This window comes from Streptomyces sp. NBC_00328 (assembly GCF_036139655.1).
Taxonomy (GTDB): domain Bacteria; phylum Actinomycetota; class Actinomycetes; order Streptomycetales; family Streptomycetaceae; genus Streptomyces.
Window position 1 is genome coordinate 518,259 of sequence record NZ_CP108013.1, and the last position, 21,151, is coordinate 539,409.

A 21,151-nucleotide genomic window follows, 5' to 3' on the forward strand; every position below is an offset into this window, starting at 1 on the left:
CGCGTGGGCGCACTGCCGGCAGGCGCCGTCAACTCGTCTCGGGCCCGCCGACCAGGGAGAGCGTGCCGTCGAGATACGCCGCCCGGGACGCACGGCGCTGGATCTTCCCGCTGGACGTCTTGGGGATGGTGCCGGGGTGGACGAGCACGACGTCGCGTACCGGCAGGCCATGTGCCTCGCTGATCGCACCGCGGATCAGATCGATGATCTTCTCCGACTCGCCCACCGCCTCCGGCGCCGTCTCGGCCACGACGACGGGTTGCTCGCCCTCTCCCCCGACGTCCACCGAGAAGGCGGCGGTGCAGCCGGGCCGCAGCGCCCAGTGGGACATCTCGGCGGACAGTTCCAGGTCCTGCGGGTAGTGGTTGCGCCCCTCGATGACCATCAGGTCCTTGAGACGACCGGTGACGAAGAGTTCGCCGTCCCGCAGGAATCCGAGGTCTCCGGTGCGCAGGAAGCGGCCCTCGCGCCCAGCGAGGCCGGCCCGGAAGGTCTGCCGGGTGGCGAGCGCGTTGCGCCAGTAGCCCTTGGCGACACTCGCGCCGGACACCCAGATCTCGCCGACCTCACCCTCGGGGAGTTCTTCCTGCCGTTCGGGGTCGGCGATCACCACGGTGACGCCGGGGCCCGGCCGGCCGGAACCCACCGCCGCCGCGTCCACCGACCTGGCCTCCGGCGCGATGGCACGCGCCCCGGTCCCGTCAGTGGAAGTGGCGGTGGTGGCCGCGGCTGTGGCTGTGGCGGTGGCCAGTGTGGGCGGGGCGTGCACCGAACCGCCCGTGACGATCAGCGTGGCCTCGGCCAGGCCGTAGCACGGGTACAGGGCCTCGCGGCGGAACCCGGCCGAGCCGAAGGTCTCGGTGAACCGGCGCAGGGTCGCGGCCCGCACGGGTTCGGCGCCGTTGAACGCGACCTTCCACCGGCTCAGGTCGAGGGTGTCGAGGAGTTCCGGTGTGGTGTGCTTCAGGCACAGCTCGTAGGCGAAGTTGGGGCCGCCGCTGGTGTGCGGGCGATACCGGCTGATGGCCGTCAGCCAGCGTTCGGGCCGTTGCAGGAAGTGCAGCGGGGAGAAGAGGGTGGCGGTCACGCCGAGGTAGGCCGCGTTCAGGACGGGACCGATGAGGCCCATGTCGTGATAGACGGGCAGCCAGCTGACGAAGAGTTCATGGTCGTACTCCTCGATCACGTCGGGAGTGTGGCCCATCCGCTCGGTGATGACCCGCTCGTTGTCCAGCAGATTGCCGTGGGTCACCATCACCCCGCGCGGGGCGGAGGTGGATCCGGAGGTGTACTGGAGGAAGGCGACGGAGTCGGCGGTGAGGTCGGGTTCACGCCAGGAACCGGCCGCCTCGTCGGGGATGTCCTCAGTGGCGACGCAGGTGATCCCGGCCAGTTCGGGCAGGTGTTCCGCCATGGTGGCGAGGGCCGCGATCACCTCGCGGCCGCCCAGGATCACCTGGGCGTCCGCGTCGGCGATCAGACGCTTCATCCGGAGCAGGGCGCGGTGGTTCTGTGACCGCCCGTGCGGCGGCAATCCCGGCACCGCGACGACCCCGGCCGAAAGACAGCCGAGATAACCGCAGATGAACTCGATGCCGGGCGGATACAGCAGCATGACGCGGGAGCCGGCAAGGCCGCGCTCCTGGAGCCACGCGGCGATGGCCCGGGACCGCTCCGCGAGCCGCGCGTAGGAGATGTCCTGGATCTCTCCGTCGCAGTCACCCGTGACGAGGTACCGGTAGGCAGTCCGGTCGGGTTGCCGGGAAGCATGCAGGGTTAATAGATCGACCAGGGAACGAGCCATAAGACGAGTCTCACCTGTTCGGATGAGTGAGCGGGAAGACTGGAGTTCGAAGGCCGCGTCATGGGTACGCGCAGATACCGCGTCCGCCTGGCCCCCTTGCCAGAACGTCCGTCTCGGCCAATCCGCCCAGGCAGCGCCGACGACATGCGCGCCGGCCTCCCGGGGCCCCCTACGGATTGCTACCAACGAGTAACACGATAGCAAGCTCGATCGACTCGACAGATGTAACCCCGGGTACTAAATGCGGAATTGGCCGACCTGACGGTCTGTCACCACACATGAACCGAGCGAAGTGGCTGGTAAGCGGGGTGCACTGGGAAAACATGTGTGCCGCATCACGTACTCCGAACAACGTTCGAGCCACCCGGCCACCTCGTGCCCCGCCGTGGCCGTGACAGTGGGGCGGCAGCGGCAGCGGCAGCGGCAGCGGCAAACGCAACACAGGTGCTTCGACCCGGCTCCCCACTCCCGGCCCCCGACCAGACAGCTCCGCCCGCAGGCCGACGCGGGTGGCGTCGATGTCCTGCGGGCGGAGCCTGCGAACTACCTAGCGTTCGGGAGTGATCCCGGGTGTTGCGTCAGGAGCGACGCGCACGGCGGGACATGACGACCGCACCGGCTCCGGCGACGATCACCAGGGCCGCACCTCCCGCGATGGGGCCGAGCGGGCCGCTCGCACCGGTCTCGGCCAGCGGCGGCGTGCTCTCGCTGGGCGACGGCGACGGGGTGGCGGGCGGCGTCGACGTCAGCGGGGGCACGTCCGGCGTCGTGGAGGGCGTGCTGGACGGCTTGGGGCTGGCGGGCTCCGTCGTCTTGTCGGCCGGCGGCTCGCTCGCCGCGGGGGTGGTGGGCGTGGCGGGGGCGGACTGCGACGGGGAGGGCGAGTCCGGTGTCGCGGGGGCGCACGGCTTCTCGCCGCCGTTCCACGCGGCTATCAGGTGGTACGGCGTGGCGATGTTGTCGGGCTGATAGGGCAGCGGGCCGTGGCCCTCCCCGGTCTTTCCGTCGTACGAGACGTCGTCACCGTACAGGTCGATCTGGCCGTAGCAGTCGGGCGCCTTCACCTCGAGCTTCTGCCAGGTCTGCTTGGCGTCGGCCGAGTCCGCGACGTCCGCGGCGGTGAGGTAGACGGTGGCCTTGTCGACCAGGGCCTGGTGACCGGAGACGAACCAGTTCGGCCCCTCGGTGGTGTATTCGGCGAGGGAGACGGGGTACTTGCAGCCGTCACCGACGCTCTGACCGGGGGCCAGCCGGACCTCCACCGTTCCCGGGACGGTGTCCCACTGGTGGAACCCGCCCTGGGAGGACCAGTCCGCGCCCACGGGCTTTCCGTCGGCGTCGACGATGCGGTACTGGACCGTGGCGGACTGGCAGTCGCCGGACGTCGTGGCGCTTGCGGCCCCTGCCCCGACGAGGGGAACCACGGCACCGGCGAAAGCCGTTGCCGCGAGGGCGGTGAGGAATCGTGTTTGTTGCGAACGCGACAAGATGAGCCTCTGTGAAGGTCAAGGGTGTGGGAGGTGGCAGAGTGCGAGCGGGCGATACGGACGGGTGCCATGAAGACATGACCGACAAAGACGTGGACGCCTGTGTCACTCACGTCGCTCGCGTCACTTCGCTCTCTTCAGACACAGCGAAGCGAGCCACATTCTTGTCTCCTTTCACAACTCTCGTCAATTCTGCACGGGTTGAGCACAGCCGCTCTCTCGGCCGGCAGCTTCCCTGTCGGCGATCGACGGGGTGCAGCCGACTCGGAGGGCGGCCAGGCCGCCATCTGCCACACGACGCGAAGCCAACTGCCGGGACAGGGACAGGGACAGGGACGGTCGGCTGCCCGGCGGGAAGAGCTCGAGCGCCGCGTTCTGGCCGAACCCAGACCTCGGCGGCGGGCGGGTCACAGCTTGAACACATGCATCTGGAACGGGCGATGCACACACGATGATGCCTCCCTCGACTCGCACGACCAGGGGGACCATGCGCACCCGCACCACCACCGTCACCGTCGTCCTGCTGCTCACCGCCGTCACGGCCTGCACCGGTGGCGGCACCCCCGCGAAGCCGGACCCGAAGGCGCCCCGCGCGCTCGGCACGCCGTTGTCCTTCACGACCGACGGATCGACGATGGCAATGACCGCGCTCCGGTACGAACAGGGCACGTTCCACCTCCGGCGTTCCGCCGACGAGGAGTTCGGGACGACCGGGTTCACGTGGGCCGCCGTCGAGATCAGGGCGTGCCTCAAGAACGGCTTCGCCGTGATCACCCGCAACTCGTGGGTACTCGCGTACGCGGACGGAGCGCGGATCAAGCCCAGCCGCGTGACGTTCGACGACCTCCCGCGACCGGAGTATCCCCTCATGGCGACCGTGAAGGCGGGCTCGTGCGTGCGCGGGAAGACGGTGTTCGCGGTGCCGTCGAAGCAGCGGCCCGTACGAGTGCTGTACATCTCGACGACACCGGAGGCGCCGGCGGAGTGGTCGGTGCCGAGGGCGTAGCCGACCCTCGTATGCGCATGCCGCTGCCACCCGTTGGGGGTATCCCTGGACCGGAGCGGGCGACAACCACCGGAGGGCGCCTTGGTGGGTGTCCGGCACCGGGCGCGTCATCAAATCCGTGCCCCGGTACGCCACGACCACAGGAACCAAGCGGTCTCGCCCGGAAGCCCTTCGGGGTTAATCATTCGGTCCTGCCTATGACAATGGTTGCTGCGCGACTGGCCGCTGATCACCCCGGCTCGCCGCGCTCGGCAGCTGCGGGATCGAGTTCGAAGTACGCATCAACGCCGCGCTCGACGTCGGCCTGCCACCTCCGAGATCGCCGAAGTGCCCCGTCGGTCTCGATGGCGGTGCCTTTCTGCAGCGTCGGCGTGACGCGCTCCAGGTGGTCCTCGATCGGGCCCGGACACGGGGCGACCTGCCGCCCCGTCCTGCTGCGTCCACCGTCCTGGACATCGTGTTCGGCACCTTGTGGTATCGCCTCCTGGCCACGCGCCGGCCCATGGGCGACGACCTCGTCGAGGACCTCACGGCCACCCTCACGCAGGCTGCGCAACCCTCGGCCAACACAGCGATCGACCTGGGAGACGAGCAATGAGCCTTTCCCGCACCATCCTCATCACCGGCGCCACCGACGGCCTCGGCCTGGCCCTGGCCGAACACCTGGCAGCCGACGGCACCGACCTGATCCTGCACGGCCGCAACCAGGCCAAACTCGACCGCATCGCAGACCGGTTCGCGGCCCGCGGCGTGTCCAGGCCCCGGACTGTGACCGCGGACTTCGCCGACCTCGACCAGGTCCGCCGTATGGCCGCTGAGATTCGCGCATCGGTGGACCGACTCGACGTCCTGGTGAACAACGCCGGCATCGGCGGCGGGCAACCGGACGGCCGCACCCGCCGCACCAGCGCCGACGGCCACGAGCTGCGCTTCGCCGTCAACCACCTCGCCGGCTTCCTGCTCACCCTCGAACTCCTGCCGCTGCTGCGGGCGTCGGCGCCGGCCCGCATCGTCAACGTCGCTTCCATCGGCCAGCACCCGCTCGACTTCGAGAATCTGATGCTGGAGCACGACTACGACGGCATCCGAGCCTACGGTCAGAGCAAGCTCGCCCAGATCATGTCCGGCTTCGAACTCGCCGCACGCCTGTCCGCCGACGAGGTCACGGTCAACAGCCTGCACCCCGCAACCTATATGCCGACCAAGATCGTCCTCGCCGAGACCGGACACAGCATCGACACCCTGGAAGAGGGAGTGACCGCCGCCCGCCGGCTCGTCACCGACCCGGCACTCGCCGGTACCACCGGACGCTTCTACGACCGCACCCGCGACGCACGCGCTCATTCCCAGGCATACGACAGCGAGGCCCGACTGCGCCTGTGGCAGGCGAGCCTGCAACTCACCAAAGCCGAGAGCCCCCTGCATTGAGTGCCGCTGGAGTGGAAGGCCATGGCCAAGGCCGCCAACCTGCCCGATGCCCGCAGGACCAAAGGGCCGCAGATGACGGCCCGTCGTGATCCACTTCTCGTGATCGGCCTGCCTGCATGCCCGTTCCCGCAGCCCGTCCGATCGCCTTGAGGAACGAGCGAGGCCAGCCGCGCGGCGGCGTGTTCGGAGTCGCCGTGGCCCAGGTCGGCGCGGGCCCGGGGCCGGACTTGGTTCTGGCCCCGCCACGATGGACGCCCTGGTAGACCTACCGCCCATGGCCAGCGCCGACCTGCGGCATCCTGAGCTTGTTCTTTATCTACCGTCAGCGTCGTAGGACGGGGTCGGAAGGTTCCAGACGGCGTCTGACCGGCTGACGGTAGATAAAGAACAAGCTGAGAGTCTCGGTAGCGCCGGGGCTTTTCGTATGCGCGGTGCCACACGGCCGGTCAGCCGCGGTACCAGCGGCTGCTGCTCGTCAGATCACGTCTTCGACTGCGAGTTCACGGGGTTCCCGCGTCCTCGGTGGTCATTGCCAGCAGGACCAGGGAGTCGTGCTCGACCGTGCCGGGAGGGGCCTGGTAGATCAGCATGCGCTGGCCCTCGCCGGCAGGGCTGAGCACCTCGTTGGCGAGGGTGATCGGGCCGATCACCGGGTGCCGGAACGCGGTCTCGCCGGCGCGCTTGACCCATACCTCGTGCCGGCGCCACAGTGCGGCGAACTCGCCGCTGGCCGCCGCCAGTTCGGCGACCAGCGCGGCAGTCCGCTCCGGGGCGGTCAGTTCGGCGGTGTGCAGGTGCGCGACGCTGTTACGTGCCACCCGGTCCCAGTCGGCGAAAAGGGTGCGCGCGGCCGCGTGCAGGAAGGTGTACCGGATCGTGTTGCGCTGTGCGGGCGGCCAGTCGCTGAGCCCGGGCATCAGCGCAAGGCCCTCCGGGTTCGAGGCCAGCACGTCGTTGACGTCGTCGAGTACGTACGCCGGGCTGGGCCGGACCGACTCCAGCAGCAGCCGCAGGCCAGGGCTGGCTGGTCGCGGGTCTGCGGGCCCGCGGCGCGGTGCCCGCCCGGCGACCTGGTCGGCGAGGCCGAGCAGGTGGGCGTGCTCGTCGGCGGTGAACCGCAGGACCCGGGCCAGCGCGCCCAGTACCGCGTCGCTGGGCGCGGTCTCCCGCCCCTGCTCGATCCGGACGTAGTAGTCCACGCTCACGCCTGCCAGCGCCGCCAACTCCTCGCGGCGCAGCCCGGGTGTGCGCCGGGCGCCCGGCCCGGTGGGCAGCCCGACGTCGGCCGGGCCGATCCGCCCGCGCCGGATCCGAAGGAACTTGGCCATCGCGTTCACGGCGTCGAGTCTGCCACCGGCCGATGCGTTCCTGGGTGGCCGTGTCACACCCAGGAATCACACGGCCTTCCCGGAACCGGCCCGGCGGCGCAGCCTCGCATCATGACTGACGCGATCATCATCGGTGGCGGCTCCGGCATGGGCCTTGCCCTGGCCCGGACTCTGCTTGCCAAGGACATGAATGTGACGATCGTCGGCCGATCCGCGGACCGGCTCGCGACGGCCCGGGCGGAACTGGAACGCCCCGGTCACGGGAAGATCAGCGCGATCGCGGCCGACATGGGGCGGGAGGAGGACGTGGCCGAACTGTTCGCCCAGGTGGAACGCGTGGAGCACGTGGCGGTCACCGCTGCGGACGCGACCGGCGTGTACGGCCGGACCGCCGACGTCGCCACCGCGACCGCACGGGCCATCGTGGAAACCAAGCTGCTCGGTGCCTGGCTGGTCGGCAAGCACGCGGCCGGACGAGTCACCGGCTCGATCACCTATACCTCGGGCATTAATGCGTACCGGCCGAACGGGTCGAACACAATCATGGCCGCGGCCAACGGCGCGCTCGCGTCACTGGCGTACGGGCTGGCGATCGAACTGGCCCCCGTGCGAGTGAACGTCATCTCCCCCGGCTGGGTGGACACCCCCATCTGGGACCAACTCGGCATGGACAAACAAGCAGCCTTCGCGGAGCTGGCCGCGCGACTCCCGGCCCGCCGCGTCGGCACCCCCGACGACATCGCCCAGGCATTCTTGTCGGTGATACACAACGGATTCATCACCGGGACCGTCCTGCACGTCGATGGAGGACACCGCATCACCTGATCCGGTACCCAGATGCCCGGCACCAGCGCCGCTCACCCGCTCCTCGCGGGGAACGATCCCTGTCCGCCCTCGCCGGATGCCCCGAAAGCGCCGGTGCCGCAGAGGTCGAGGTACAGGTGACGGCCTGCGCATGGCATGGCTTTGACGCCGGCACGAAGTGGTTCGAGCACGTGGCCCGGGACATCGGCCTGGCCGTGCTCTCCCCCGACGGCAGGCGCCTGGCCGTCCTTGCCGCGACCGATACCGACTGAGGCGCCCGCGGTCACTCCGGAGAACCGGTTGCGGAACGAAATGCCGAGCCGGTCCTTGTAGTTGTCCGTGGCTATGGCCGCGTGGGTCCAGCCCTGCGGGCGAGTGCGGCGGCCCTGCACCGGACGACTGACCCGCGCGCCGAGTACAACCATGGACGAACTTCGGGTGTCTTCTGGGTGAGCGGAAGAGGGCGTCGCTCTCACCCGCACTGTCGGACCAGGGGGCCTTGCATGACTTCATGCCGCTTCGTGGCGGGCACGACGTCGTTCCGGGCCTCTACGACCACCAGCACCCACCGCTTTCTGTTCGGCGGTGTCGCCGGTGAGCGGCCGACTGCGTACCTGCACCGCCCCCAGGCCCCATCCGACCCCTCCACCTCGGCCGAGCAGGACGCCGCAGGCAGTCCAGAAACTCAAGGAGGTTGGCTCCCGTGCGTCACATCACCAGCGCGGCCCTGACAGCCGCGGCAGTGTTCGCCCTCGGTGGCGGCGCGATGATCGCGGCCCCCGCGGCACAGGCCGTGGCGCCCTTCCCGTCCATCGGCTGGCAGCAGCACAACTGCGACTTCGACGGCAACGGGTTCGACGACGTGCTGATCGGCGCCCCGGGCGCCACGGTGAGCGGTGCCAAGGCCGCGGGCTACGTCTCCGTGCAGTACAGCTCGTCGAGCGGTCTCAGCACCACCAAGAAGAGCGTCCTTCACCAGAACACCTCGGGCGTTCCGGGCGCCTCCGAGGCCGGCGACGGCTTCGGCAGCGCCGTGGCCTCAGGTGACCTGGACAACGACGGCTACGACGACGCGATCGTCGGCATCCCCGCCGAAGATCTGGCCGGAGTGTCCGACGCGGGCGGTGCCGTCGTCTTCTGGGGCTCGCCGAGCGGGCTTCACGGGTCCGACAGCACCTGGCTCGAGGACACCGGCCAACCGCGGGCCGGCGCCAGGTTCGGTCTGGCCATCGAAGCGGCCCGGTACTTCGCCCCGGACCCGGCAGACCCGGACGCCAGTCCGCGCGACAGCGTCGCCGTCCTGGAGAACGACACGCTGCTGTTCTTCACCTCCGCGCCGACGGCGGCTGCTGTCCGGCAGCTGAGGGCGGTGGACACGGGAGTCCGTGCCCGGGACGTGAGCCCGCTGGAGACCGGCTTCGCCTTCCGGAGCCTCAGCCACGGCAACTACAACGAGGACTCCTGGGCCGACCTGGCGATCTCTGGTGTGACCACCGGCGACCGGCCTGGCATCGGCGCCACCCAGGTGCTCCATGGCGCACCAGACGTCGAGGCGCTGGGCGACGGCGGCGCGTTCGAAGGTGGTCCCGCGGTCGTCTCCAGCGACTTCAACCACGACGGCCAGGACGACCTGGCCATCGGCGACACGGGGGTCGGCTCACCCGTCGGCGGGTCCGTCTCCGTCTACCTGGGCAAGGGCGACCTGTCGGGCCTCGACCCGACCCCGGCCCAGACATGGACCCAGGACTCCCCCGGCGTGCCCGGTACGGCCGAAGCGGGCGACCGGTGGGGTGCCGAGCTGTCCTCCGGTGACACCGACGGCGACGGCCGCCCGGATCTCGCCATCGGGGCACCCGGGGAGGACGTGGGTTCCGTGTCCGACGCGGGTGCCGTCTGGACGTTGCGTGGCGCACCGGGCGGGCTGACGGCGACGGGGGTGCGCAGTTTCGATCAGAACTCCTCCGGCGTTCCCGGAGCGGCGGAGGCCTCGGACCGCTGGGGCGGCCAGGTGCGGTTGATCGACGCCAACCATGACGGCCGCTTCGGTCTGCTGGCGGCGGCACCGGGTGAGAACACGGACGACGGTTTCGTATGGGTCCTTCCCGCGTCGTCCTCGGGACTCACCGCGACGGATTCGTGGACCTATGACGGGGCGCGCCTCGGAGCAACAGCGGCCGACGCGCGGTTCGGCGCGGCGATCGACGAGTAGCGGAAATCCCAGGGAAGCCCGGGAGTTCACCGGATTTCGCGCCAGAACTCACCCTTCCTGTTCCCACCTTACGGGCCGGTACGAGGCATGCACCGGCCCGTTGGTCCGTGCAGGTTCGACGCGTTCGACGCCGTGGTCGGCGACTTCGTCCTCGACCATGTCGGACGGTCCAGGGAAAGGGCCTGCGGTCGGCCTCCATCGCGACGGTCTAGGTGCCGAGTTCGGAGCTGCCCTGGCTGGGAGCGGCCAGACCGGTCATCCGGGCGTTCGGGGACTCGGTGACGTTCTTGGCGTCGGGGCTGACCACGTGCATGGCGGGCTCCTCGGTCTGCGCGGGTTCGTCGGGGGTGGCCCATTCGACGAGCTGGACGACGACTCCGTTCGGGTCGGTCAGCTGGAACAGTCGCTCGCCCCACGGCTCTTCGCGCAGCGGCATGGTGATCGGGGCGCCGGCCTCGCGCAGGCGGCGCTCCTCGGCGGCGAGGCCGATGACGGTGAGCGCGAGGATCAGGCCGCCGGCCTGCCGGTCCCGCTGTTCGGGCGGGAGCACCTCGGTGCCACGGCGGAGCAGCACGATGTCGGCGGCGGCGTCGCCGCGGGTCAGGGACGCGAAGCCGTCGGCGGCCATGGCGACCTGGTAGCCGAGGTGCGTACAGAAGAACTCGCGTGAGGCGTCCACGTCGGCGACGGTGAGGGACAGGGTGGTGGTGGTGACGTTCAGAGCAGCTCCTGGCTGGTTCGGGCGTGGCGTGGGCGAAGGGTGCCGGTCTAGTCGGCGGCCTTCGTGTAGGTGAGGACGAGGGTGCCGCTCTCGAACACGCGGCTGTCGGTGAGCCGGAAGGCGCGCGGCGAGAAGCCGGCGCGGAACAGCGGGATGCCGGTGCCGGTCACGACCGGGTACTGCTTGACGATCAACTCGTCGATCTCGGGGAGCAGCCGGCCGGCCAGGTCGGCGCCGCCGCAGAGCCAGATGCCGAGCCCGTCCTGCTGCTTGAGCTTGCGGACCAGGGCGGCCGGGTCCTCGCCGGTGACCTCGACGGCCGGGTCCGGGCTGGTGGTGAGCGAGCGGGAGAACACGATCTGCCGCAGGTGGGGGTAGGGGCTGGTGAGGCCGACGGCCAGACCCGGGGCATACGTGCCGCGACCCATGAGCACGGTGTCGAAGCGGGTATTGGGTACGTCCGCGACGCCGAGGGCAGCGCGGCCCGGGCTCGGGAGGCAGTCCGCGTACTCGCCGACCAGGTGCGGGAGGTAGTCCTCGGTGAGGTACGGGGTGAAGAAGTCGAAGTCACCGTCAGGGGCGGCGATGAAGCCGTCGATGGTGGCGCCGACGAAGTAGGTGAGCTTGCGCATCCAGTTCCGTTCACTCGGGCTAATTTTGCGACGGACATAACTTTAGCCACGGGCCAACTGATAGGTCAAGTATAATTTTACGACGGATGTAAGATTGCTCCATGGCTACCGAGATGGGACTCCGTGAGTCCAAGAAGCAGGAGACCAGGCAGCTGATCTCCGACTGCGCGACCAGGCTCTTCATCGAGCAGGGCTTCGAGCAGACCACCATCGCCGAGATCGCCGCCGCGGCCCGGGTGGCCAAGAAGACGGTGACCAACTACTTCACCCGCAAGGAAGACCTGGCCCTCGACCACCACGAGGCGTTCGCCCAGGGCCTGGCCCGGGTCGTCGCCGAGCGCGGGCCCGACGAGGAGCCGCTCGCCGCCCTGGGCCGGACCTTCCGCGCCGCCCTGCTGGAACACAACCCCGTGGTCGGCTTCACCGGCCCCGCTTTCGCCCGCATGGTCGCCGACAGCCCCACCCTCACCGCCCGGCTGCGCGAACTGCACGACCAGCGGGAGGCGGCACTCGCCGCAGCGCTGACGGCCGCCGCCCCGGACCCCGCCCCGGCCATCGCGCCCCGGGCCGCCGCCGCCCTGATCGCCGCCGCGGACCGCCTGCTGTTCCGGCGCATCCAGGAACTCACCCTGGCCGGCCGCACCGACGACCAGATCGAGGCCACCCTGCTCCCGGAGGCCGACCACCTCCGCAGCCTCCTTGGTGCCGCCCTGGGCAACCACCCCACCGCCACGGCCCGGTGACCTCGCCGCACGCCCGGGATCGCGCGACGGGCCACGGCCAAGAACTCCTGACAGGAACTCCTGCCCCTGAACCGGCACGGCCGACCGCGCCCCGGTAGCTCATGGGCCCTGGGCGGGCGGCGCGGCAGCCCGCCGCCCTCCGGGCACCGGCCGGGAGACTCCCGCACCGCGGGGTGTCTGTCGAGGAAGTGGGCCGTACAGTCCGGCGACTGCGCGGAGCCGGTTCCGAACGAACCGGTGCCGGTGGCCGCGCAGGTCAGCACCGCGCCGAGCGCGAACACCGAGGCCACAGGCCAGGGACCACGCGCGGCGACCGCCTGGTCCAGCGCCATGCCCGGCACGTAGGCGGTCGCCGGCCACGGGGGTGACCCATCGGGATCGGCGTCCACCACCGCGGCCATGAAGAATCCGGTGACCTTCCGGGCGGCCGCCACCTCCCGGGCGAACTGCGCCGGAACCCGGGATCGTCGGCCAGTTCCGGCCGCACCACCTTGACCGCGACCAGCCTCCCGCTGGGCGAACGGCCCATGTACACGCGGCCCATCCCGCCGGCCCCCGGCAAGCCCGCGATGCGGTACCGGCCCGCCTGCTCGGGATCGGTCGGTTTCAGCCCCTCCATCAGGCTGCCCCTGACTCCCCCGAATCACTGTGCAGGCGCCATTGGACACCACCGGATCACCGGTGCCCGCACAGGTCACCCTCCTCTGGCCTCAGGCCCGCCCATCACGCAGTACGGCGCGAGCGGGGAGGCTGACGGCGAGCAGGCCGAGGCCCACGGCGGCCGCGGCGAACGCCCCGTACACCAGCGGTGGTACGTACGGGGACTCCCCCGTCAGGCCGCGCATCATCGGGACGAGCGTGGCCGCGGCGATGGCCGTGCCCAGGACCACGCCCGCCACGGCCACCAGCAGACCCTCCCAGCGGAGCATCCGCATCACCTGGAGCCGGGTGGCGCCCACGAGGCGGAGCATGCCCAGTTCGCGGCGTCGGGCGAGGACGGTCGTCACGAGTGTGTTGGCGGAGGCGACGGCCGCGAAGCCACCGAGGACACCGGCCATCGTGTAGTTGGCCCAGGCGTTGAGCTCGCGCTCGGCGTCCTGCCCGACGGCGTAGCCGGAAGCGTCGGTGACCTTGCCAAGGGGAGCCAGGAATCGGGCGTCGCCGCCCCGTACCAGCAGCGTGCTGTCGAAGCCCGACGTGACGTGGGCGGCCAGAGTGGCCCGGTCCATGGTCACCGTCGCGAGACCGAGGCCGCGGCCGTAGACGGCGACGACTTCGGGGCTGATCCTGGTGCCGTCCGGGAGGTGGAGCGGCAGCCTGTCGCCGATCTCGACCTTCGCCGACGTGGCGAGCGTCCTGTCGATGGCGATCCGGCCTCTTTCGACCCGGTCCAGGCTGCCGCTGAGCACGTCGAGGTCCTGGACCTTCGCGAGCTGCGCGCCGGAGCCGGAGATGCCCTGGGTCGCCGCGCCCTGGAGCCATCGGTCGCCTCCGGAGCCGACCGGCACGAGTACCTGCGTGTCGAGCAGGCCCACGGCCACGTCGACACCGGTCACCCGGGCGGCCCGGGTGACCGCGTCGGCGGGCAGTCCGGCCGGATCCGTGACCACGTGGTCCGCGGTGACGCCGGCGCGCAGCTGCTGCGCGGCGACGTGACTCTCGCTCGTGTGCATGAAGACGAGCGTTGACGCGAAGGCCATGGCCAGCACGATCGGGGTGATCGCGGATGCCAGCCGCCGGGCGTTCGTACGGGAGTTGGCGGCCGCGAGGGAGGCCGCGGCGCTGCCCTCACGCAGGGCCAGTGAGAACAGCGTGGCACACAGCCGCGCCACCAGAGGGCCGAGGAGCGCGACGGCGAGCATGAAGAGCATGACGACGCCGAGGGCGGCGTTGGCGGCGTCGTCCCCGGCCGAACGGGCGGCGAGGCCGGTGAGGAACCCGCCCCCGGTGAGGGCGCCGACGCCCAGCCCGGTACGGACCGCACCGGGCCGCAGGCGCTCCACCGACGCCTCGGTGAGCGCCTGTCCCGGTTTGATCTTCGCGGGCCTGCGGCCGGCGGCCCAGCCGGACGCGAGCGCGGTCAGCAGTCCGACGCCGACGGCGACGACGAGCGGGATGAAGGACACGTGCAGGTTCACGGCCTGCGGGACGGCGCCGCGGTCCTTCAGCTGCCCGAACCACCAGTGCGCTAGGCCGACCCCGGGCAGGCAGCCGACCAGCCCCGCGGCGGGCGCGATGAGCAGCGCCTCGGCGGCGACCGCGCGGCGGATCTGCCGCGGGGTGGCCCCGATGGCGCGCAGCAGCGCGAATTCCCGGGCGCGCTGGGCGACGGACAGCGCGACCGTGCCGGCCGCGGTGAAGACGGCGACCACGGCGGCGATCCCGCCGAAGGAGCCGCCGAGGCCGGTGAGCGTCTCCTTCGCGTACCCGAGGCCGCGCTCCTCCACGGCGCCACGGTCCTCGCCGGTGTACACCTCGGCGCCGGAGCCGGCGAGCGCCCTTTTCACGTCGGCGGCAAGGGCGTGGGTGTCCGCTCCGGGCCTCACCAGTACGGCGATCGCGTCGGCCTTGCCCGGATGCCCGGCGAGAGCTGGGGCCTGCGCGTCGGCGAACCAGCCTGTGGCGGCCCTGGTCACATCGCCGGATCCGGCTTTCGCCAGCCCGGAGATTCTGAAGTCGGCACGCCCGGTGGCGGCTTCGAGCGCGACCGTGTCGCCGATGGCGGCCTCCGCGGTCCTCGCGGCCCGGGCGTCGAGCACGACCTCGCCGGTACGGGGCGCGGCCCCGGAGACGAGCGCCGCACCGGTGAAGGCGTGCGATCCCCAGCCGTGCCCGGTCAGCGTGCCGTCGCCCTGGCGCACCGGGAACGCGAAGTCCTGCACCGCCGCCTTCACGCCGGGCACGCGGGCCGCCTTGCGCGCCAGGGCGCTGTCCACGCGCGCCGTGTCCGGCAGCGGTGCCGGGGAGTCCGACCGGCTGTCTCCGCTGCCCGTGACCAGGTGGGCGTACTGGTCGGCCGCCACGAGGACCGGCGCCCTCGCGTAGCGCTCCGCCGGCACCGAGGCACGGGCACCCGTCTCCAGGAGGATTCCGCAGGCGGAGACGATCAGCGCCGACATCATCAGCGCGATGAACGTGCCCGCGAACGAGGCGGGTTCGAAGCGCACGGCCGCGCGGGCCAGGCCGTTGGGGGCGAAGCTCCTCACGCCGCGGCCCTCGCCATCGCGCCGGTCCGGGAGGTCAGGGCGGCCATCCGCGCCGCGATCCGCTCCGGCGAACCACGGTCGAGGCCGCCGGCGAAGACGCCGTCCGCGAGGAACAGCACGCGGTCGGCCCAGGCCGCCGCGGCGGGGTCGTGGGTGACCATGACGACGGTGGCGCCGAGGGTGTCCACGGCGTGCCGGAGCAGGCCGAGGACCTCGGCGGCCGTGGTGGAGTCCAGGGCGCCGGTGGGCTCGTCGGCGAAGATCACGTCTGGGCGGGCGACCAGCGCGCGGGCGATGGCGACGCGCTGCTGCTGGCCGCCGGAGAGCTCGCCGGGCCGACGCCCGGCCTTGTCGGCGAGCCCGACCTGCGCCAGCACCTGGGCGGCGCGGCGGCGGTCCCGGCGCTGTCCGGCCAGACGCATCGGGAGCAGCACGTTCTCCTCGACGGTGAGGGACGGCAGCAGGTTGAACGCCTGGAAGACGAAGCCGAGGCGGCTGCGGCGCAGTTCGGTGAGCCGGTTCTCACGCATGCCGGTGATCTCCGTACCGCCGAGGCGCACGGACCCGGCCGACGGCCGGTCGAGGCCGGCGGCGCACTGGAGGAACGTGGACTTGCCGGAGCCGGACGGGCCCATGACGGCGGTGAAGGTACCGCGGGACAGGACGAGATCGACGCCGCCGAGGGCGTGTACGGCGCCCTTGCCGCGGCCGTACTGCCGCCGGACGCCCCGCAGTTCGACAGCGAGACCGGACGTGCCCTGAGGCTCCGGCCGGTTGTCCGTCTTCCGGCGCTTGTTCCCGCGCAGCCTCAATGTTCCGCCCTCTCACGATCTTCGCGTAGCGATACCTCGAAGCTACGGATCGCTGTCACCGCGGACCATGGCGGCTGCTGGCGGATCGGTGGTGGGGTTAACCCGAAACCGGGTGACGACGCGGCTGCTGCCGTGCACCTGGGCGTCGGACCGACAGGGCGCACCCCGTCCCGCCGGAACGGCCGATGGGCGGGACTGCGGGGGCACGGCTTGCGGGCCGCTTCGCCGCAGGGGCCCGCCTCGCCGTAGAGGCCCACTTCCTGACGGCCGTCAGGCCTTGCGGGCCATCCCGGCGGCGATGAGGTGTTCCCAGACGGTGAGTTCCCTCTCCCCGCCGTCGCCCCACGGCTGCTCGCCGACCGCCGCGGGGCGCCACAGGGAGGCGGGGACGACTCCCGGATCGAGGATCTGCAGACCGTCCAGCAGGGAGGCGATCTCCTCGTCGGTGCGCCAGCGGCCGCGGCCGAACGTCTGCTGGAGGACCTTCTCCGCCTCGGCCGTCTCCGGGTTGTTGCCGGAACGGAAGTGGCTGACGAAGAAGCAGCTTCCGGAGGGCACGCGGTCGCGCCAGTAGCGGACGATCGCGGCAGGGTCCTCCTCGTCGTTGACGTGGTGGAGGATGGCACTGAACACGACGGCGACCGGGCGTTCGAAGTCGATCATTTCCCGGGTCTCGGGGTGGTTGTAGACGGCCTCGGGGTCACGGACATCGGCCTCGACGACCCGGGTCCGGTCGTTCTCCTCCAGCAAGGCACGCCCGTGGACGAGCACTTGAGGGTCGATGTCGACGTACACCACCCGGGACTCCGGGGTATGGCGTTGCGCGACCTGGTGCACGTTGTCCGCGGTCGGCAGACCACTGCCGAGATCGATGAACTGGGTTATGTCGGTGGTCGTGGCGATCTCCGCGACCGCCCGGGTCAACGCTGAGCGGTTGGCGAAGGCGATCGCCACCGAGCCGGGAAGGTCGCGTTTGAACACGTCGCCGATCTCCCGGTCCACGGCGTAGTTGTCCTTGCCGCCCAGCAGATAGTCGTAAACACGCGCGATACTGGGCTTGGTTGCGTCGATCGAGGTGCCTTCGCTCGTCATGACGACCATCCTCCCCTGCGCGAGATCCCGCTGCCCAGCACTTCGGACGATCGAACCGGCCGCGGGGTGCCCCCGCGGTGTCTGGCACCTTGTGCTTCTCTTCAGCCCGGGTACGGTACGGGATCGAGCCCAGCGGCGGACAGGGGCTGAGCTCGGTGCCGACACCGGGGCGTTCGACGAAGGCCCGTGCCGCGGCGGCTTGTCGGCTGACCATGACCACGCCGCTGGACAGGCGGGTCCAGCCGCTCTCCAGGTGCTCGTAGCCGGGCCGGGTGATCCGGTCGAGTCATGCCCATCGGTCTCTGCGTTCGGTGCCCAGGCGGGCGTAGTAGTCGATGAGGTCGGGAGCGTCGACCGTGGCCGGGTTGACGACTTCTTCGGCCGGGGCGCCCTGCAGGAGGCGTTTGACGGGGACTTCCAGCTTCTTGCCGGTGCGGGTGTGCAGGATGCCCGGCACTTCGATGATCTCGTCGGGGACGTGCCGGGGTGAGATGCCGCTGCGGATCGCGTCCTTGATCTGCTTGCGCAGGTCGTCGTCCAGTACGGCTCCGGCCGTCAGGGTCACGAACAGCGGCATCCAGTAGCCGCCGTCGGGCTCTTCCGCGCCGATGACGAGGGCTTCGGTGATCTCGGGGAGGCGTTCGACGATGTCGTGGATGTCGGCGCTGCCCAGGCGGACGCCGTTGCGGTTGAGGGTGGAGTCGGATCGGCCGTGGACGATGACCGAGCCGTGCCGGGTGAGGGTGATCCAGTCGCCGTGGCGCCAGATGCCGGGATAGGCGGTGAAGTAGGCGTCGTGGTAGCGGGTGCCGTCGGGGTCGTTCCAGAAGTACAGCGGCATGGACGGCATGGGGCGGGTGACGACGAGTTCGCCGACCTGGCCGGTGACGGGGAGCCCTGCGGTGTCGTAGGCGGCCAGCGCCACGCCGAGGTTGGGTGCTGAGAGTTCTCCGGCCCAGATGGGAGTGCTGGGTGCGCTGCCGGCGAAGCCGGAGACGATGTCGGTGCCGCCGCTGGTGGAGGCGAGCAGGACGCCCTCGCCGACATGGTCGCGGACCCAGGGGTACGCGGAGGCGGGAAGGGCGGAGCCGGTGCAGCCGACCACGCGGACGGACGACAGGTCGTGGACGGCGGGGTCGATGCCGAACTTGGCCATGCCCAGCAGGTATTGGGGGCTGGTGCCGAAGACGGTGACGCGGTGGCGGGAGGCCAGTTCCCACAGGATGTCGGGCTGTGCGAAGGGTGCTGGGCTGCCGTCGTAGGTACAGGTCGTGGCGCCGGTCAGGAGGGTGGAGGCGATCAGGTTCCACATCATCCAGTGGGTGGTGGTGTACCACAGGAGGCGGTCGCCGGGACCGAGGTCGGAGTGCAGCCCGAGGGTTTTGAGGTGCTCCAGCAGGACGCCGCCGTGGCCGTGCACGATGCCCTTGGGCAGGCCCGTGGTGCCGGAGGAGAAGACGACCCACAGGGGGTGGTCGAACGGTACGGGAGTGCAGGTGAGTTCTTCCGAGCGGGAGGAGGCGTCCTCCCACGGGACGACGGGCGAGGGAAGGCCGCCGGACGGCCAGGGCAGGCCGACGTGGTCCACGAGCAGGGTGGCCTTCAGCGTGGGCAGCGCGCCGGCCAGTTCGAGGGCGGCGTCACGCCGGTCGTGTGTGGTGCCGTTGAAGAGGTAGCCGTCGGCGGCGACCAGAACGGTCGGCTCCAGCTGGGCGAACCGGTCGGCGGCCGCCGTGGGGGCGTAGTCCTGCCCGCACACCGACCAGACGGCGCCCAGGCTCGCGGCGGCCAGGAACGCGACGATGGCGTGCGGGGTGTTGGGCAGGTAGCCGACGACGCGGTCGCCGGGGCGGACGCCCAGGTCGCGCAGGGTGGCGGCGACGGAGGCGACGTGCGCGCGCAGCTCACCGCCGGTCAGCTCGTGGGCGGCGCCGGTCTCGTCCAGGGCGATGACGGCGCTCTTGTCGTCGGGAAGACTGCGCAGAGCGTGGTGGGTGTAGTTGAGGGTGGCTCCGGTGAACCAGCGGGCGCCGGGCATGGTCTCTTCGGCGAGCACCTGCTCGTAAGGGGTGTCGGCGTCGATGGCGAAGTACTCCCACACGGCACGCCAGAAGCCTTCCAGGTCGGTGACCGACCAGTGGTGCAGGGCGGCGTAGTCGGTGCCGTCCAGTCCTGCGTGGCGGGCGAAGTCGGCGATGCGGCTGTCGGCGACGTCCTTCGGGTCGGGTGTCGTGAAGGGGGCCGGGTCGGGGCTGACGGTCATCGGGCGGCGCTCCTCAGCGGGTTCTTCCGGGCGGTCCGTGGGTGGGGGCGGGGGCTACGTGTGGTGTGCAGGAGGAATGCCCAGGCGGCGGTGTCGGTGAAGGAGTCGCTTCCGGTGGGGATGACGTCCAGGACGACACGGTCGGGGCGCAGGAGGACAGCGTCCGCCCGGCCGGCGCGCAGCCAGGCGGCGAGGGTGCCGTCGTCGCCCGCTTCGGTCACCCGGATCGGGCGGGCGCCGAGGCTGTGGGCGAGGGCGATCAGCGAGGGGGTCGGGGCGTCGGCGGTCAGGATGGTGAAGGAGTCGCCGAGCAGGTCGTCGAGACGGGTTCTGCCGGTACCGGTGCCGGTCCACGGCTGCGGGCAGTGGGTGCCCGCGAGGCCGCGCCGGCCGGGCCGCGTCCGGCGTCGTACGAGCGGCCCGGTGGTCAGGGCGGGGCTGAGGTCGCGGCCGGCCGCAGCGGTCAGGCCGGGTATGCGGCAGGCCGCGGCCAGGAGTCTGCGGCGGAGTGCGGCGGCGCCGTCCTGGCCGCCGGTCATGGCCCAGCCCATGGCGACCGCGAGGCGGATCATGTGCCGGGCGTGCGGTCTGCGTTCGCTCTCGTAGGTGTCCAGCAGCCGTTCGTCGGCGCCTTGTTCGAGGACGCGGGCGAGTTTCCAGGTGAGGTTGCAGGCGTCGCGCAGGCCCGAGCACAGCCCCTGCCCGACGAACGGCGGAGTCAGGTGGGCGGCGTCGCCCAGGAGGAAGACGCGTCCGCTGTGCCACCGGTCGGCGACCAGCGCCCGGAAGGTGTACTGGCTCTCCCGGACGACCTCGAAGTCTCCTTCGTGCGAGGGCGGCAGCCATGGGGCGAGGAGTTCACGGACCGTCCCGTGGCCGTCTTTCAGGCGGAACTCCCAGCGGTAGCGGTCCTCGCCGACGCGCATGAAGGTGGCCGGCCGGTCGGGGTCGCAGATCTGCTCGACCCCCTCCCAGCAGCGGACGTCGGCATCGGTGCGGATGTCGAGGACGGTCCAGCGCTCTTCGAAGCGCAGGTCCTCCCAGGCGGCGCCGATGGCGGTGCGGGTGATGCTGTTCGCACCGTCGCAGCCCAGGACGGCCTCCGCCCGCAGCTGGTGCTCGCCGTGCTCGTCGCGGTAGGTCACGCGGACGGGGCCCGCGCCGTCCGGGTGGATGCCGGTCACTTCCGCGCCGCTGCGCAGTTCGCACTCCGGGCGCAGGGTGAGGGCGTCGCGCAGCAGCCGCTCCAGCTCGGGCTGGTCGAACATGCTGGTCTGCGGGTAGCCGTGGTGGCCGAGCGCCGCGCGCGGGAACTCGGCCATCACCCGGTGCCGGGCGTCCAGCAGTCGCAGTCCGCGGGCGGGGCGGCTGATCGCGGTGAACTCCTCACCGACACCGGCGGCCTGGAGGATCCGGTGGACCTCGTCGTCGACTGCGACAGCGCGTGGCAGCGGGTAGGGGGCGTGGTGGCGTTCCAGGACGACGGTGCGGACTCCGCGCCGGGCCAGGAGGAGGGCGGCGGTCACGCCCACCGGTCCGGCGCCGATGATCACCACGGGTATGTCGGCCGGAATGTGCTCGACGGTCATGTGCGGCTCGTTTCGGGTCAGTTCACG

The 21,151-nt window shown here is 71.2% G+C and carries 16 protein-coding genes and 1 pseudogene; 7 read left to right on the plus strand and 10 right to left on the minus strand.

Going from position 1 to position 21,151, the window contains the following annotated elements; translation table 11 throughout:
- Positions 1–28: 28 nt before the first annotated feature.
- Together OG485_RS02140 and OG485_RS02145 are read right to left on the minus strand one after the other, a co-directional pair.
- A complete protein-coding gene (locus tag OG485_RS02140; RefSeq protein ID WP_328663862.1) occupies positions 29–1,804 on the minus strand; it encodes a fatty acyl-AMP ligase in 1,776 nt (591 codons plus the stop codon).
- 578 nt (positions 1,805–2,382) lie between these two features.
- Positions 2,383–3,291 carry a hypothetical protein gene (locus OG485_RS02145; protein WP_328663863.1) on the minus strand — a complete coding sequence of 303 codons (909 nt, stop codon included), beginning with the start codon at positions 3,289–3,291 and terminating at the stop codon, positions 2,383–2,385.
- Positions 3,292–3,778: 487 nt separating this feature from the next.
- Between OG485_RS02145 and OG485_RS02150 the strand changes: the two genes are divergently transcribed.
- The 3 genes from OG485_RS02150 (at position 3,779) to OG485_RS02160 (ending at position 5,725) form a co-directional block, all read left to right on the plus strand.
- Positions 3,779–4,297, plus strand: coding sequence for a hypothetical protein (locus OG485_RS02150; protein ID WP_328663866.1), 519 nt, complete (start codon positions 3,779–3,781; stop codon positions 4,295–4,297).
- Positions 4,298–4,682: 385 nt separating this feature from the next.
- Positions 4,683–4,895, plus strand: a complete 213-nt coding sequence (locus tag OG485_RS02155; protein WP_328663869.1) for a TetR-like C-terminal domain-containing protein — start codon at positions 4,683–4,685, stop codon at positions 4,893–4,895.
- Positions 4,892–5,725: an SDR family NAD(P)-dependent oxidoreductase gene (locus OG485_RS02160; RefSeq protein WP_328663871.1), complete on the plus strand. Its 834-nt coding sequence runs from the start codon at positions 4,892–4,894 to the stop codon at positions 5,723–5,725. The genes OG485_RS02155 and OG485_RS02160 overlap by 4 nt, the downstream gene beginning before the upstream one ends.
- Positions 5,726–6,225: 500 nt before the next feature.
- Here OG485_RS02160 and OG485_RS02165 read toward each other — a convergent pair whose 3' ends face one another.
- A complete protein-coding gene (locus tag OG485_RS02165) occupies positions 6,226–7,053 on the minus strand; it encodes a helix-turn-helix domain-containing protein (RefSeq protein WP_328674214.1) in 828 nt (275 codons plus the stop codon).
- 111 nt (positions 7,054–7,164) lie between these two features.
- On the opposite strand from OG485_RS02165, the gene OG485_RS02170 reads away from it, so the two are divergent.
- From OG485_RS02170 to OG485_RS02180, 3 genes are all read left to right on the plus strand, one after another.
- Positions 7,165–7,878, plus strand: a complete 714-nt coding sequence (locus OG485_RS02170; protein ID WP_328663874.1) for an SDR family oxidoreductase — start codon at positions 7,165–7,167, stop codon at positions 7,876–7,878.
- Positions 7,879–7,937: 59 nt separating this feature from the next.
- The gene (locus OG485_RS02175) at positions 7,938–8,129 is read left to right on the plus strand and encodes a DUF6183 family protein (protein ID WP_328674215.1); all 192 of its coding nucleotides are present in this window, start codon (positions 7,938–7,940) and stop codon (positions 8,127–8,129) included.
- 431 nt (positions 8,130–8,560) lie between these two features.
- Positions 8,561–10,066: an FG-GAP repeat protein gene (locus tag OG485_RS02180; RefSeq protein WP_328663877.1), complete on the plus strand. Its 1,506-nt coding sequence runs from the start codon at positions 8,561–8,563 to the stop codon at positions 10,064–10,066.
- A 337-nt stretch (positions 10,067–10,403) separates the two neighbouring features.
- Here OG485_RS02180 and OG485_RS02185 read toward each other — a convergent pair.
- Positions 10,404–10,787, minus strand: a pseudogene (locus OG485_RS02185) (VOC family protein); the annotation flags it as partial.
- 47 nt (positions 10,788–10,834) lie between these two features.
- Entirely contained in the window at positions 10,835–11,419 is a 585-nt protein-coding gene (locus tag OG485_RS02190) for a dihydrofolate reductase family protein (RefSeq protein WP_328663878.1), read from the minus strand.
- A 113-nt stretch (positions 11,420–11,532) separates the two neighbouring features.
- Between OG485_RS02190 and OG485_RS02195 the strand changes: the two genes are divergently transcribed.
- Positions 11,533–12,162 (plus strand): TetR/AcrR family transcriptional regulator, encoded by a 630-nt coding sequence (locus OG485_RS02195; RefSeq protein ID WP_328674216.1) that lies wholly within the window; start codon positions 11,533–11,535, stop codon positions 12,160–12,162.
- Positions 12,163–12,872: 710 nt separating this feature from the next.
- Here the strand turns inward: OG485_RS02195 and OG485_RS02205 are convergent.
- The 5 genes from OG485_RS02205 to mhpA form a co-directional block, all read right to left on the minus strand.
- Positions 12,873–15,368: an FtsX-like permease family protein gene (locus OG485_RS02205; RefSeq protein WP_328663880.1), complete on the minus strand. Its 2,496-nt coding sequence runs from the start codon at positions 15,366–15,368 to the stop codon at positions 12,873–12,875.
- A complete protein-coding gene (locus OG485_RS02210; RefSeq protein WP_328663882.1) occupies positions 15,365–16,180 on the minus strand; it encodes an ABC transporter ATP-binding protein in 816 nt (271 codons plus the stop codon). The genes OG485_RS02205 and OG485_RS02210 overlap by 4 nt, the downstream gene beginning before the upstream one ends.
- 270 nt (positions 16,181–16,450) lie before the next feature.
- Positions 16,451–17,272, minus strand: coding sequence for an SAM-dependent methyltransferase (locus tag OG485_RS02215; RefSeq protein ID WP_328663885.1), 822 nt, complete (start codon positions 17,270–17,272; stop codon positions 16,451–16,453).
- Between the two features lie 286 nt (positions 17,273–17,558).
- Positions 17,559–19,535 carry an acetoacetate--CoA ligase gene (locus OG485_RS02220; RefSeq protein WP_328663887.1) on the minus strand — a complete coding sequence of 659 codons (1,977 nt, stop codon included), beginning with the start codon at positions 19,533–19,535 and terminating at the stop codon, positions 17,559–17,561.
- The gene (mhpA, locus tag OG485_RS02225) at positions 19,532–21,145 is read right to left on the minus strand and encodes a bifunctional 3-(3-hydroxy-phenyl)propionate/3-hydroxycinnamic acid hydroxylase MhpA (protein ID WP_328674217.1); all 1,614 of its coding nucleotides are present in this window, start codon (positions 21,143–21,145) and stop codon (positions 19,532–19,534) included. The genes OG485_RS02220 and mhpA overlap by 4 nt, the downstream gene beginning before the upstream one ends.
- Positions 21,146–21,151 lie beyond the last annotated feature (6 nt).

Coding starts and splice junctions, on each gene's coding strand:
- OG485_RS02190 (WP_328663878.1), bottom strand. CDS start 11,419: ATGCGCAAGCTCACCTACTTCGTCGGCGCCACCATCGACGGCTTCATC.
- OG485_RS02195 (WP_328674216.1), top strand. CDS start 11,533: ATGGGACTCCGTGAGTCCAAGAAGCAGGAGACCAGGCAGCTGATCTCC.
- OG485_RS02165 (WP_328674214.1), bottom strand. CDS start 7,053: ATGGCCAAGTTCCTTCGGATCCGGCGCGGGCGGATCGGCCCGGCCGAC.
- OG485_RS02140 (WP_328663862.1), bottom strand. CDS start 1,804: ATGGCTCGTTCCCTGGTCGATCTATTAACCCTGCATGCTTCCCGGCAA.
- OG485_RS02150 (WP_328663866.1), top strand. CDS start 3,779: ATGCGCACCCGCACCACCACCGTCACCGTCGTCCTGCTGCTCACCGCC.
- OG485_RS02160 (WP_328663871.1), top strand. CDS start 4,892: ATGAGCCTTTCCCGCACCATCCTCATCACCGGCGCCACCGACGGCCTC.
- OG485_RS02215 (WP_328663885.1), bottom strand. CDS start 17,272: ATGACGAGCGAAGGCACCTCGATCGACGCAACCAAGCCCAGTATCGCG.
- OG485_RS02220 (WP_328663887.1), bottom strand. CDS start 19,535: ATGACCGTCAGCCCCGACCCGGCCCCCTTCACGACACCCGACCCGAAG.
- OG485_RS02170 (WP_328663874.1), top strand. CDS start 7,165: ATGACTGACGCGATCATCATCGGTGGCGGCTCCGGCATGGGCCTTGCC.